At 64.6% G+C, this 12823-nt stretch carries 11 protein-coding genes; 2 read left to right on the top strand and 9 right to left on the bottom strand.

All coding sequences use genetic code 11. The features are described 5' to 3' along the window. Nucleotides 1-18 precede the first annotated feature (18 nt). The 6 genes from ACCQ06_RS01430 to arfB all read right to left on the bottom strand — a co-directional run bounded on the left by ACCQ06_RS01430 (nucleotide 19) and on the right by arfB (nucleotide 7494). On the bottom strand, nucleotides 19-2187 hold the full coding sequence (locus ACCQ06_RS01430) for a M3 family metallopeptidase (protein WP_316689934.1): 2169 nt from the start codon (nucleotides 2185-2187) through the stop codon (nucleotides 19-21). A gap of 228 nt (nucleotides 2188-2415) precedes the next feature. Next, entirely contained in the window at nucleotides 2416-4596 is a 2181-nt protein-coding gene (dcp, locus tag ACCQ06_RS01425; RefSeq protein WP_228324903.1) for a peptidyl-dipeptidase Dcp, read from the bottom strand. 253 nt (nucleotides 4597-4849) lie between these two features. Beyond that, nucleotides 4850-5860, bottom strand: a complete 1011-nt coding sequence (locus tag ACCQ06_RS01420; protein WP_228324902.1) for an isoaspartyl peptidase/L-asparaginase family protein — start codon at nucleotides 5858-5860, stop codon at nucleotides 4850-4852. 178 nt (nucleotides 5861-6038) lie between these two features. Continuing rightward, entirely contained in the window at nucleotides 6039-6308 is a 270-nt protein-coding gene (locus ACCQ06_RS01415; protein WP_115561431.1) for a hypothetical protein, read from the bottom strand. A 122-nt stretch (nucleotides 6309-6430) separates the two neighbouring features. Next, nucleotides 6431-7060 carry a lysophosphatidylcholine acyltransferase gene (locus tag ACCQ06_RS01410; RefSeq protein ID WP_104617211.1) on the bottom strand — a complete coding sequence of 210 codons (630 nt, stop codon included), beginning with the start codon at nucleotides 7058-7060 and terminating at the stop codon, nucleotides 6431-6433. A 2-nt stretch (nucleotides 7061-7062) separates the two neighbouring features. Then, nucleotides 7063-7494, bottom strand: coding sequence for an alternative ribosome rescue aminoacyl-tRNA hydrolase ArfB (gene arfB, locus ACCQ06_RS01405; RefSeq protein ID WP_011257289.1), 432 nt, complete (start codon nucleotides 7492-7494; stop codon nucleotides 7063-7065). Nucleotides 7495-7551: 57 nt separating this feature from the next. Here arfB and ACCQ06_RS01400 point away from each other — a divergent pair, with 57 nt between their 5' ends. Then, a complete protein-coding gene (locus tag ACCQ06_RS01400) occupies nucleotides 7552-8127 on the top strand; it encodes a DUF2059 domain-containing protein (protein WP_193552417.1) in 576 nt (191 codons plus the stop codon). A 670-nt stretch (nucleotides 8128-8797) separates the two neighbouring features. Here the strand turns inward: ACCQ06_RS01400 and ACCQ06_RS01395 are convergent. Next, a complete protein-coding gene (locus ACCQ06_RS01395) occupies nucleotides 8798-9568 on the bottom strand; it encodes a pseudouridine synthase (protein WP_104617239.1) in 771 nt (256 codons plus the stop codon). 79 nt (nucleotides 9569-9647) lie between these two features. On the opposite strand from ACCQ06_RS01395, the gene ACCQ06_RS01390 reads away from it, so the two are divergent. Then, nucleotides 9648-10109 carry a thioredoxin family protein gene (locus ACCQ06_RS01390; protein WP_316689930.1) on the top strand — a complete coding sequence of 154 codons (462 nt, stop codon included), beginning with the start codon at nucleotides 9648-9650 and terminating at the stop codon, nucleotides 10107-10109. 171 nt (nucleotides 10110-10280) lie between these two features. On the opposite strand, the gene ubiB is transcribed toward ACCQ06_RS01390, so the two are convergent. Both ubiB and ACCQ06_RS01380 read right to left on the bottom strand, forming a co-directional pair. After that, entirely contained in the window at nucleotides 10281-11954 is a 1674-nt protein-coding gene (gene ubiB / locus ACCQ06_RS01385; RefSeq protein WP_104617215.1) for a ubiquinone biosynthesis regulatory protein kinase UbiB, read from the bottom strand. Further along, nucleotides 11951-12595, bottom strand: a complete 645-nt coding sequence (locus tag ACCQ06_RS01380; protein ID WP_316689929.1) for a ubiquinone biosynthesis accessory factor UbiJ — start codon at nucleotides 12593-12595, stop codon at nucleotides 11951-11953. Before ACCQ06_RS01380 ends, ubiB begins: the two co-directional genes overlap by 4 nt. Nucleotides 12596-12823: the final 228 nt, after the last annotated feature.

Genomic DNA, 12823 nt, shown 5'->3' with positions numbered 1-12823 from the left:
CTCATGCGCGCGGTTGCCTCACTCCGTCAACCCCCGGTCTTTCAGCAGCGCCTTGACGCTGGGATCCCTGCCACGAAAATCGCGATACAGCTTGGTCACATCCACCGAATTGCCAGGCGCGAGAATTCTGGCGCGGAACAGATCCCCGTTCTTCCGGGTCAAACCGCCGTTCTCGCTGATCCAGTCGAACGCGTCATCGTCGATGACCTCCGACCAAAAGTATGCGTAGTAACTTGCCGCATACCCACGGCTCCAGATATGGTCGAAATAACTGGCGCCATAGCGGGGCGGAACCTCGGGCAGGTCCACCTTGAAGCGTTTCAGTGTGTCGGCCTGCAATGCATCCACGTCCTGCAATGGCGCCGTCGCCGGTTGACCATGCAAGGCAAGGTCCACGATCTGCGCCGAGAGCGATTCGGTCATCAGATAGCCGCTGTTGAAGGTCTTTGCCTCCTTCAGCTTCTTGACCAGTGCCTCAGGCATCCTCGCGCCGGTCTTGTAGTGCCTTGCGTAGTGCGCGAAAACCGCTGGATCGGTCGCCCAGTGCTCATTGAACTGCGAGGGGAATTCGGCAAAATCCCGTGGCGTATAGGCGCTGTCCAACGAGGGATACTTCACCGTCGACAACATGTAGTGCAGGGCATGCCCGAACTCGTGGAACATGGCGGTGACTTCTTCCATGCTCAGCAGCGCGGGCTCCCCGTTGGCCGGCTTGGTGAAGTTGCACACGTTGTAGACCACCGACTTGGTGCCAGTGGACCCGTTACGCTGGACCAGGGAGCCCGCCCACGAACCACCGGACTTGCTCTCCCGCTGAAAGTAGTCCGTATAGAACAACGCCAGTGAGGTGCCGTCTACGTCGAAGACCTCATAGACCTTCACGTCGGGGTGATAGGTGGGGATGTCGGTGCGCTGCTTGAAGGTGATCCCATACAGCTGCGTGGCCGCGTAGAAGACGCCATCAGTGAGGACGGTGTCCAGAGCAAAGTACGGCTTGATCTGCGATGCATCCAGATCGTATTTGGCCTTGCGCACCTGCTCGGCGTAAAAATCCCAATCCGATGCAGCCAGCTTGAAGCCGCCATGCTGCGCATCGATCAAGGCCTGGATCTGTGCCGCTTCGCGGCGTGCCTGGGCGGTGGCAGCAGGTACGGTGTCGGTCAGCAGTTTCAGTGCCGCCTGCGGCGTTGCGGCCATCTGGTTGCGCAGACTGTAGGCCGCATAGCTGTCGTAACCAAGCAGCTTGGCATGGTCCGCACGCACCTGCAGCAAGCGCTTGATGGTGTCGCGGGTGTCATTGGCATCGCCCTGCTCGGCACGGTGTTCCGAGGCCTGCAAGATCTGCGCACGCAATGCGCGATCCTTGAGCGAGGCCAGCATCGGTTGCTGGGTGGTGCTTTGCAGACTGAGCAGATACTTGCCATCAAGCTTGCGCGCCTTGGCGGCAGCGGCGGCGGCGGCGATATCGCCCTCGCTCATGCCATCGAGCCTTGCCTTATCGTCGACGACCACCGCAGCCGCCAACGCCGCAGCCGTCAATTTCTTGTGGTACTGCGTGGTGAGGTTGGTCTCTTCCAGATTGAGTTTGCGCAAGGTGGCTTTGTCGGCATCGGACAGTTGCGCGCCGGCCTTGATGAAGCTGTCGTAGCTGCGCTCGAGCAGGCGACGCTGTTCCGGCGTCAGTGCGAGCGTATCGCGCTTGTCGTAAATGGCTTTGAAACGCGCAAACAGCGTTGCATCCAGTGCGATCTCATCGACAAGTGCGGCCAGCTTGGGGCCGATGTCCTCTTCGATTTTCTGCCGCGCATCGTTGGTATCGGCAGTCGAAATGCCGAAGAAGATGTTGGAGACGTAGCCGAGCGTTGCGCCGCTGCGCTCCAGCGCCTCAACCGTGTTCTCAAAGGTGGGTGGCGCCGGGTTGTCGGTAATGGTGTGCACCTCGTCCCGGGCCTGACGAATGCCTTCTTCAAAGGCCGGCAGATAATCGCTGTCCCGAATCTTGTCGAATGGCGGCGCATGAAATGGCAGCGTGCTGGGCACAAGCAGCGGATTGGACGCAAGATCCGCAGGTATGTTGGCTGCTGTCGAGGTCCCTGCAACGGCGGAGGGGCTGCGCGGGGAATTCTTTTCCGAACATGCGGCCAGCGCGAAGGTGACCGCAGCAGCCAGAACAAGTGAACGTCGCATGGTGTCTTGATCCTGCAGAACATGTAACCGGACACAGGACCGATGCCTCGACGTCCGGCATCGGGCCCTGAATGAAGAGAGCGCCACAGCTGCGCTACCGCGCGTTAGCGGTCGCCGAGTATCTGGGCGATGCCTGCATGAGATCCGGCGGGAACGGAATCAGCGGCCGCAAAAACGAAACGGGATGGCACTGCCATCCCGTTTCGTTCACCGATTAAAGATTGCCGGTCACTCGGTCAAACCGCGATTTTCCAACAGCGCCTTGACGCTTGGGTCCTTGCCGCGGAAGTCGCGGTACAACGTGGCCAGATCGACCGTGTTGCCGCGCGAGAGGATCTTGGCGCGGAAGGTGTCGCCGTTCTTGCGGCTCAGGCCGCCGTTTTCCTTGAACCATTCGAAGGCGTCGTCGTCGAGCACTTCCGACCAGAAATAGGCGTAGTAACCGGCCGAATAGCCGCCGCCCCAGATGTGATCGAAATAGCTGCTGCGGTAACGCGGCGGCACTTCGGCCAGGTCCACCTTGAAGCGCTTGAGCGCATCGGCTTCGAATTTGCTCACGTCCTGCAACGGCGCATCCGCCGGCTGGGTGTGCCAGGCCAGATCCAGCAGTGCCGCCGACAGATATTCGGTAGTGGCGTAGCCGCTGTTGAAGGTCTTGGCCTTCTTGATCTTTTCCACCAGTTCGGCCGGCATCGCCGCGCCGGTCTGGTAGTGCTTGGCGTAGTTGGCGAAGACCTTCGGATCCGAGGCCCAGTGCTCGTTGAACTGCGACGGGAACTCGACAAAATCGCGCGAGGTACTGGTGCCTGCGATCGAGGGGTATTTCACCTTGGAGAACATGCCGTGCAGCGCGTGGCCGAACTCATGGAACAGCGTGGTGACATCGTCGAAGCTCAGCAACGCCGGCTGGCCGGCAGCGGGCTTGGTGAAGTTGCAGACGTTGTAGACCACCGGCTTGGTGCCGGTGAGGCCATCCTGTTCGACGAACACGTCCATCCACGCGCCACCGGACTTGCTGTCGCGCTTGAAGTAGTCGGTGTAGAACAGCGCCATCGAGGTGCCGTCGGCATCGAAGACTTCGTACACCTTCATGTCGGCGTGGTAGGTCGGGATGTCGGTGCGCTGCTTGAAGGTGATGCCGTACAGCTGCGTGGCCGCGTAGAAAACGCCATTCTGCAGCACATTATCCAGTTCGAAATACGGCTTGATCTGCGATTCGTCCAGATCGTACTTGGCCTTGCGCACCTGCTCGGCGTAAAAGTCCCAATCGGAGGCGGCAAGCTTGAAATCGCCGCTCTTTGCATCGGCACGTTGCGCGTCGATGACCTTCTGCATCTCGCCCACTTCGCGGCGCGCCTTGGCGGTGGCCGCCGGCACGGTGTCGGTCAGCAGTTTCAGCGCCGCCTCCGGAGTCTTGGCCATCTGGTCGCCCAGGCTATAGGCGGCGTAATTGTCGAAGCCGAGCAACTTGGCTTTTTGCGCACGCAGCTGCGCCAGACGCTGGATGGTCTGACGGGTATCGTTGGCATCGCCCTTTTCTGCGCGGGTTTCGGAAGCCTTCAACACCTCGGCGCGCAGCGCGCGATCCTTCAACGACGCCAGTACCGGCTGCTGGGTGGTGTTCTGCAAGGTCAGAAGATACTTGCCATCGAGCTTGCGTGCCTTGGCGGCATCGGCGGCGGCGGCAATGTCGCCTTCGCTCAGGCCGTCGAGTTTGGCCTTGTCATCCACCACCACTGCACCGGCAGCGGAGGCTGCAACCAGGCGCGTATGGAACTGGGTGGACAGCGTGGTTTCTTCCACGTTGAGCTTGCGCAGGCTGTCCTTGTCGGCATCGGAGAGCTGCGCGCCGGCGCGCACCAGGTCTTCGTAATCGTGCTCGACCAGACGCTTTTGTTCCGGCTCCAGGTTCAGCGTGTCGCGCTGGTCGTACAGGGTTTTGACGCGCGCGAACAGCTTCGGGTCGAGGTTGATCTCGTCCTTGTGCGCGGCCAGCTTGGGCGCGATCTCTTCCTGGATTTTCTGGCGTGCGTCGCTGGTATCGGCCTGCACCAGCCCGAAGAAGATGCGCGACACGCGCGTCAGCGTTTCGCCGCTGCGCTCCATCGCTTCAATGGTGTTGTCGAAGGTGGGCGCTTCGGTGTTGTCGGCGATCTTGCGCACGTCGGCCAGATGCAGGCGCATGCCTTCTTCGAACGCGGGGAGGTAATCGCTGTCCTTGATCTTGTCGAACGGCGGCGCCTGGAACGGCAGGGTGCTCGCGCTCAACAACGGATTCGGCGCCGCGTCGGCGGCCGGCATGGTGGTCTTTTCGGGCACGGTGGTGGGCTCCTTACCGGATGGCTCTTTTCCAGAACATGCGGCCAATGCCAGGGTGATGGCGGCGGCCAGAACGACGGTACGCGACATGGCGTGTGATTCCTGAGTGGGTGCGGCAGCCGATCACGCTAGCGGGTTTGCGTGATGCTGGCATGTGCCGTTGGATTGGGTGGATGCAGCGGTTTGGGGATGGTGCAGGCAAGCGCGCAGCCGCAGGCTCGGCGCACCTGGCCGGTGTGAGCGACACGGTGCAGCATTGGGTTTACGGCTTTTCTGTGTTCGATCGCGAGGCAGCGCTCAGTCGAAACGGTTAGCGGGTCCGGGACCCGGCCGACCCCGTCCGTCAGAGCGTCTCGTCCTTGAAGATGGCCACATGCGGGCTGCCGTCGACGCCGATCCAGCCGCGGTACATGCCTTCGGTATTGAACGGGAAGGCGATGTTGCCTTGCGCATCCAGCGCGATGGCACCGCCATCGCCGCCGGCCTTGGGAATCTGCTGATCGATGACCGCCTCGGCCGCCTGTTGCAGCGATTGACCGGCGTATTTCATGCGCGCACAGATGTCGTAGGCCGCCACCGCACGGATATAGAACTCGCCCCAGCCAGTGCCGGACACCGCGCACTGCGCATTGGCATAGGTGCCGGCGCCGATGATGGGCGCATCGCCGACGCGGCCGTAGCGCTTGTTGGTCATGCCGCCGGTGGACGTGCCGGCAGCCAGATGGCCGTCGCGATCCACCGCGAGCGCGCCGACGGTGCCGAAGTGCTTGGCGGTTTCCAGGTCGAGCGCGGCCTGGGCCTGGCGGTCGCCGCTTTCGGCCTTGAGCGCTTTTTGCAGCTGTTGCCAACGCTTGTCGGTACGGAAATAGCTGGGCTCGACCAAGGTGACGCCCTGCTCGCGCGCAAACTGCTCGGCACCGTCGCCGACCAGCATCACGTGCTTGGAGCGGTCCATGACGCTGCGCGCCAGCAGAATCGGGTTCTTGACCGTGTGCACGCCGGCAATCGCGCCGGCCTTGCCGCTGGCGCCATCCATGATCGCCGCATCCAACTCGTTCTTGCCGTCGTGAGTGAACACCGCACCGCGCCCGGCGTTGAACTGCGGCGCGTCCTCCAGCACGGTGATGGTGGCGGCCACCGCATCCACCGCGCTGCCGCCGCGCGTCAACACCGCATGGCCGGCACGCAGCGCGCGTTGCATCGCCTCACGTGCCTGCGCTTGTTCGTCGGGCGAAAGACTGGATTTTTCCACGCCCGCACCCCCATGGATCACCAGCATCGGCGTGGCGGCCAGCGCCGGGCCGGTACAGAGCAGTAGTGAGAGGCATAGCGCGCGGGCGGACGAAGCGATCATGGTGTTTCCTCACTGCAAGTTGATGGAGTGACCGGCGGTGTTGGGCAAGCGGCGAAGACGGCAGGTTCGCCGCAGGCAATGCACGACCTCGGCTACATCCGCGCCAGTGGGTCGCCATGCCGGGTACTGATCTACTGCCCGCATCAGCTAAGCGTCGCCAACATCCGGCGTGATGGTGTCAGGCATCATCGCGCGTTGCTTCGGCAAGACGACGCTGGAAGTCTGTTCCGAGCATCTTATCCACCACCCCAAGTCTGACGACAACGCTGTCAGGATCGAATACGCCGCCGCGCAGCACTGTCTCGGCCTCGTTGTGCATCGCGTACGCCAGGTGCGCAGCGGCACGGATGGAAAGAGGCGACTCGTTCTGGCTTCCGAGGTGCCCAGCCAGCAGGCAGCGAATCTCGTAGAGCGCGAAGGCGAACAGCTGCTCCTGTGTCGCGGTCATTCAGGCACTCCTCCAATGACGCCTAAGTCCGATCCACCGATGCGAGCCGCAGCATGCCTAAACAGCGCGGCGCAGCGCATCGTTAGGCTCACCATGCATGTTCAAGGCACGCGGTCGCCTAGCTACAACGTATCGCGATGCTTACCGCGCCATGGCCGGTACCAGGTGCGGATGGCGGCGATGTCGGCGGCCATGTCGGTGCCGGTCCAGAACGGTTCGCCGATGCCCACGGTCTTGCTGGGGTAGTCGAAATACACCGGCAGGATCGGCACCTTGGCATCGGAAGCGATCTTCCAGAAACCGGCCTTCCACTGCTCCACACGCTTGCGCGTGCCTTCGGGGGTGATCACGTACCACATCTGTTCGGAGTTGCGGATCAACCGCACCGCCTGGCCGATGGTGCCCTGCGGCGAGCTGCGATCCAGCGGAATGGCGCCCAGCTTGCGCAGCAGCGGCCCCAGCGGCCACCAGAACAGCTGCGCCTTGCCCAGCACACGCACATCGAAGCCGAGCGCGAACTTGGCGGCAAAGCCCACAAAGCCATCCCAGTTGGACGAGTGAGGCGCCACGATCATTACCAACTTGGGCTCGTCGGGCAGCCGCCCGAGCAGCCGCCAGCCGGTCAGGCGCAGGGCGGTACGGCCCAGCCAGCGGCCGAAGCGACCGTGCGCACGCGGCATTCTGGGCGGGGTTGACTGCAGCAGGATGTTGGCCTGTGTGACCGGCGGCAACGACGGGTCGGCTTGACTCACGCTTACTCCCAGTGGGACGCAGAGCGTCCACGCTTGATATGGCTGCGCTCACGCTTGGCATCCAGCCGCCGCAGCTTGGCACCGTGACTCGGTTTGGTGGCGACCCGCCGCTTGGGCACCGACAGGCATGCACTGATGATCTCGGCCAGCCGCTCGCGCGCATCGTCGCGGTTGCGGTCCTGGGTGCGAAAGCGCTGCGCGTCGATCACCAGCACGCCCTCGGCGGTCATGCGGCGGTCGCGGCGCGACAGCAGCCGCGCGCGCAACGGCTCGGGCAGCGAGGGCGAGCCGGCCACGTCGAAACGCAGTTCCACCGCGGTGGACACCTTGTTGACGTTCTGCCCGCCCGCGCCGCTGGCGCGCACGAAGCGTTCGACGAGTTCGCTGGGCGGAATCGTCAGGCTGGGGGTGATCTGGATCGGGTCGCTGGCCATTAGCCCGCGATTGTATCGGCAGCGGCGTGGACGCGCGCGCGAACGCCTGCTTCCCGTATCCTGCGGCCGGTTCCCCGATCGCAGGATGCTCCGATGACACCTCATTCGTTCGCCGCCGCAGGCGCGCTTGCCCGCCGCCTGCTACTGCTCGCCCTGCTGGCAGTGGCCGCCCCGGCCGCGCTGGCGCAGGCACCCACCGATGCCGACGTCAACCGTCTGCTGGCCGCCTCGCGCGCGCAGACCATGCTCGACACCATGCTGCCGCAGATCGAAGCGATGCAGCAGCAGCAATTCGCCCAGCTCACCGCACAGCGCCAGTTCGACGCCGATCAGCAGGCGCAGCTGCAACGCATCCAGGAACGCACCCGCCAGACCGTGCGCAAGGCGCTGTCGTGGTCGGAGCTGCGCCCGATGTACGTGGACATCTACAAGCGCTCGTTCTCGCGCGAGGACGTGCTGGCGATGGCCGAGTTCTACGAGAGCTCGGCCGGCCAGAGCCTGCTGGACAAGACCCCGGCGCTGACCCAGAACCTGATGGGCGCCATCCAGCAGAAGATGCTGCCGCTGTTTGCCGATCTGCAAAAGGATCTGGAGAAGATCGTCAACGAGCCTGCTGCAGCCAAGAAACCCTGAAGGGACGGCAGCCGGGAATGAGGAGTGGAAATTGGTCGGTGCGCGATTCCTGCAACGGTTGCCGATGCGGGTGGCGTGCGTTGCCGGTTACGGGAGTGCTTCACCTTTTCAGCTGGTGGAAGACGACTGTCTTAGCGCTTCTGCCGCCGGAGGAACTGCTGTCTTGAGCCAGCAGCGGCGAGCGTACCCCCATCCGCCCTTCGGGCACCTTCCCCCGCAGGCGGGAGAAGGAAGCAACGCAGAAAAGGAAGCAACGTGGGGAAGCAAGCAGCGCCGGGAAGGCGAACATTGCGCGTCGCGCTTGAGCCCCTCTCCCGCCTGCGGGAGAGGGGTTGGGGTGAGGGGACGCTTGCGCAGATGTCTTGCAGGCTGAGTGGACGTTTCGACCTCTCTTGGCGCTTCTGCCGCCGGAGGAACTGCTGTCTTGAGCCAGCAGTGGCGAGGGTGCCCCCATCCGCCCTTCGGGCACCTTCCCCCGCAGGCGGGAGAAGGAAGCAACACAGAAAAGGAAGCAACGTGGGGAAGCAAGCAGCGCCGGGAAGGCGAACATTGCGCGTCGCGCTTGAGCGCCTCTCCCGCCTGCGGGAGAGGGGTTGGGGTGAGGGGACGCTTGCGCGGATGTCTTGCAGGCTGAGTGGACGTTTCGAGCTCTGACCCAGGCACACCAACATCACGCCGTCTGCATTGCTCCCAACCCCGCCATTTCCCAGCCAAACAACGCACACGCCTTGGCAAATTCCACATCCAGCGGCGCGGTGACGCTGATGCGCCTGCCATCGGCCGGATGCGGAAATTCCAGCCGTTCGGCGTGCAACAACATGCGGTGGATGCCGAGCATGCGGAAACTGCGATTGTGGCGTCCATCGCCATGACTGGTGTCGCCGATCATGTGATGCGACAGATGCTTCATGTGGCGGCGAATCTGCCGGAAGCGCCCGGTCTGCGGTTGGCAGCGCAGCAACGCATAGCGTGACGTGGCAAAGCCGGTGGACGGGATCTCCAGCTCGCCGGTCGCCAGCCGCTGGAAGTGCGTCACCGCCGGTTTCTTGACCGGTTTGCCGGGGCCGCCGTCCAGGTCGTGATCGACGATGAACCGATCCTCGGCCGGCCAGCCGCGGCACACGGTCAGATAATTTTTATCTACCTCGCCGGCCATCAAGGCCTTGCCCAGCGCGCTGGCGCTGTCGCGGTCGAACGCCAGCAGCAGGCAGCCGCTGGTGGCGCGGTCGAGCCGGTGGACCAGGAAGATCGGCTTGCCCAACTGCTCGCGCAGGCGGTCGGCCAGAAAGTCGTCCTCCCCGCGCGCCAGCTTGCTGTCATGGACCATCAGGCCCGCGGGTTTGTCGACAACGGCCAGAACATCGTCCTGGTAGAGAATCTGCAGATGCTTTGGGGATGTGCTCACCGGCGGATTATCCGCATCGCTGACACCGCATGCCACTGCGCGCTCTGCCCACCGCGCGTTGACCCCATCACGCGGCTGGCACAGCATGCGGGTTCCCCTTGATGGAGCGTCCCCCATGCGCACCTTGCTGCTGCTTTGCCTGCTGGCGGTCGCACCGCTGGCACAGTCTTCGACCCTGCCGTACGACGACCATGCCGACGCCGGCACCCAGCTGCGCGATGCGTTGGTCGCCGGCAAGAAAACCCACAAACCCACGCTGGTGATTTTCGGCGCCAACTGGTGCCACGACTGCCGCGCGCTGGATACCTCGCTGCACAGCGCAAAGAACGCGCCGCTGATCGCTCGCTCGTTCGTCGTGGTCAAGGTGGACGTGGGTAACTTCGACCACAACCTGGACATCAGCCAGCGCTACGGTGACCCGATCCAGAACGGCATCCCGGCTGCGGTGGTGGTATCGCCGGCCGGCACGCTGCTCTACACCACGCATGCCGGCGAGCTGGCCAACGCACGCAAGATGAGCGACGACGGCATCTATCAGTTCTTCGACCAAGTGGCGCACGCCCACCGCGCGCCCTGAGGTGCGGGTGTGCACGGTTGGCGGTGCGGGCTCACACCAGGGCGCGAACCGCCAGCCGTTCGCGCAAGCCGGGCAACATCGCGCTGCATGTCACGGCCGCGGTGTGCAGCGATGCGCTGCACGCGGGCAGTGCAGCAGCGTGCACGCGCGGATTGTCGCGCAGCCAGTTGCCTAACGACGCAGCCACGCGACCAGCAACGCGACCGACCCGGCGCCGCCGCTGATCCAGCTCCACACCGGCACCGTGCCCAGGTACCAGCCATCCGGATGTAGGCCGTACAACACGGCCGCCACCACCAGCAACCCGCTACCGGTGATGGCCGTGACCACGCGGGTCTGCAGCTTGCGCAGGCTGATGTCCAGCGCGCGCAATTCGCTCGAACGGATGTCCAGCTGATGCCGGCCTTCCACCTGCTGTTTCAACCAGCTGTGCACCAGGCGCGGCATGTCCGGCGCATGGGTCATGATTTCCGGTAGCCGCTTGCTCAACTCGCCCAGCATGCGACGCGGGCTGTAGCGCTCGCGCAGGATGCGCTCCAGCACCGGTCGCGCCACCGCCCAGATATCCAGCTTGGGATCGAGCTGACGGCCGACGCCTTCGATGTTGAGCAGCGTCTTCTGCAGCAGGATCAACTGCGGCTGCAAGGTCAACTCGTAGCGCTGCGCAACGCGGAACAACTTGATCAGCACCTGCGCCAACGAAATTTCCGACAGCGGCCGGGTGAAGTACGGCTCGCACACCGAGCGCGCGGCCGCTTCCAGCTCGTCGATGCGCACGTTGGACGGCATCCAGCCCGCCTCCACGTGCAGCTCGGCCATGCGGCGATAATCCTTGTGGAAGATCGCCATGAAGTTCTCGGCCAGGTAGTACTGATCTTCCTGCGAGAGCTGGCCCATGATGCCGAAATCCAGCGCGATGAAACGCGGATTGAGGCGGCGCTCCGGGTCCGAATCGACCCAGATGTTGCCGGCGTGCGCGTCGGCATGGAAGAAGTTGTCGCGGAATACCTGCGTGTAGAACACGCGCACGCCCTTGGCCGCCAGCGCCTTGCGGTCGATGCCGGCGGCATCGAGCTTGGCGATGTCGTCGGACGGAATGCCGTACACGCGCTCCAGCGTGAGCGCGCGCTCGGCGGTGTGCGACCAGATCACTTCCGGCACGTACAGATCGTCCGAGCCTTCCCAGAACCGGCGCAGCACGCTGGCATTGGCGCCTTCGCGCTGCAGGTCGAGTTCGGCCGACAAGGTGCCTTCGATCTCGGCCACCACTTCGCGCGGACGGATCTTGTCGGCGCGCGGATGGGTGCGTTCGACCAGCGTGGCCAGCGAATGCAGCAGCGCGATATCGGCGTCGATCTGACGCTCGATGTCCGGGCGCAGCACCTTGACCACCACTTCGCGGCGCACGCCGTTGGCGTCCGGCGGCAAGGTGGCCGCATGCACCTGCGCGATCGAGGCCGATGCCAGCGGCACGGTGTCGAAGGAAGCGAATGCCACGCTGACCGGCAGGCCCAGCGCGCCTTCCACGATCAGGCGCGCAGCCTCGCCGTCGAACGGCTTGACCCGGTCCTGCAGCAAGGTGAGTTCTTCGGCCACATCGGCGGGAATCAGGTCGCGACGGGTCGACAGGATCTGCCCGAACTTGACGAAGATCGGGCCGAGTTCCTGCAACGCCAACCGCAACCGTGCACCGCGCGATTGCGCGGCGATTTCGGCACTGGCACGCGGCACGAACGGCTTGGCCACACGCAGCCAGCGTTCGGCAGCGGTGCCTTGCAGCAGGTCGTCCAGGCGGTAGCGCAGGATCACCCGGCCGATGCGGCTGGCCCGCAAAATCGCCTTCATGCCGCGCCTCCGGCGGCACGCAGGCGGCTCACGCGCGCGGCCATCCGCTCCACGTCGTCGCGCAGCTCGTCCACGTCATCGTGGAAGGCCTCGAGCTCGGCACGCGGCACCACATCGCGCGATTCTTCGGTGACGAATTCGGCCGCGCTCTGCGCCAGATCCGAGGCGCTGCGACGCGCCTGCTGCAACGCTGCACGCACCGCGCCGGCGATCTGCACGCCCAGGATCTCGCCGAACACCGCCACGAACGGCAACTGCCAATCCGGGTCGAAGCGGCCGGCCAGTTGCTGCAGCTGACGCGCCAGTTCCGCATCGCCGGAGACCTTGAGCCGCCTCGCCGGTGCGCCGCTGTGGCGCGCGTTGGCCAGAAACGGCAGCTGCCCCAGCAAACCGGCCAGGCTGCTGCGCACCGCCAGATCCGGCTCGTGTGTCTGATCCACCGGGCCGACCAGCAGCCGGCGCTCCTGCACGCGGATCTGCAGCGCCACCGCGGGCGCGTCCAGGGTCAGCGCGATGCGCTGGCCTTCCAACGGCAACAGGGCGTCGCGGGTATCCGGGTCCAGCGCCAGTGCGCGATTGAGCGCGGCCTGCAGGGCCTGGCCGGCGAGCGGCTTGAGAGAGTTGAAAAGTGATCCGGGCATGGGCGCATTCTACCGCCCCTGCATGTCGCAGCTGACTGACGATGGTGGGCGCTGCGCGCCGGAGGCTGCCGCAGTGGCCATGGCAGGCGCTTGCCTGGCGGTGGAGCGATCGATGCAGGGGTCGCTACCTGGATTGCCTGGCCGGCAGGCGCAGCACTGGGGCTCGCCGGGATGCGGCGCTGTGCAGGCGGCACGTCATGGGCCATCGCGCCCTGCGACGATGAGCGC

This window comes from Xanthomonas sp. NCPPB 4467 (assembly GCF_041475665.2).
Taxonomy (GTDB): Bacteria; Pseudomonadota; Gammaproteobacteria; order Xanthomonadales; family Xanthomonadaceae; genus Xanthomonas; species Xanthomonas dyei.
The sequence above is the reverse complement of the archived record's forward strand: the minus strand, read 5'-3'. Positions and strand labels throughout refer to the sequence as shown.

What these genes read in the sequence shown, in the direction of transcription:
- ACCQ06_RS01430 (WP_316689934.1), bottom strand. Translation starts at nt 2,187, where the DNA reads ATGCGACGTTCACTTGTTCTGGCTGCTGCGGTCACCTTCGCGCTGGCC.
- dcp (WP_228324903.1), bottom strand. Translation starts at nt 4,596, where the DNA reads ATGTCGCGTACCGTCGTTCTGGCCGCCGCCATCACCCTGGCATTGGCC.
- ACCQ06_RS01420 (WP_228324902.1), bottom strand. Translation starts at nt 5,860, where the DNA reads ATGATCGCTTCGTCCGCCCGCGCGCTATGCCTCTCACTACTGCTCTGT.
- ACCQ06_RS01415 (WP_115561431.1), bottom strand. Translation starts at nt 6,308, where the DNA reads ATGACCGCGACACAGGAGCAGCTGTTCGCCTTCGCGCTCTACGAGATT.
- arfB (WP_011257289.1), bottom strand. Translation starts at nt 7,494, where the DNA reads ATGGCCAGCGACCCGATCCAGATCACCCCCAGCCTGACGATTCCGCCC.
- ACCQ06_RS01390 (WP_316689930.1), top strand. Translation starts at nt 9,648, where the DNA reads ATGCGCACCTTGCTGCTGCTTTGCCTGCTGGCGGTCGCACCGCTGGCA.
- ubiB (WP_104617215.1), bottom strand. Translation starts at nt 11,954, where the DNA reads ATGAAGGCGATTTTGCGGGCCAGCCGCATCGGCCGGGTGATCCTGCGC.
- ACCQ06_RS01380 (WP_316689929.1), bottom strand. Translation starts at nt 12,595, where the DNA reads ATGCCCGGATCACTTTTCAACTCTCTCAAGCCGCTCGCCGGCCAGGCC.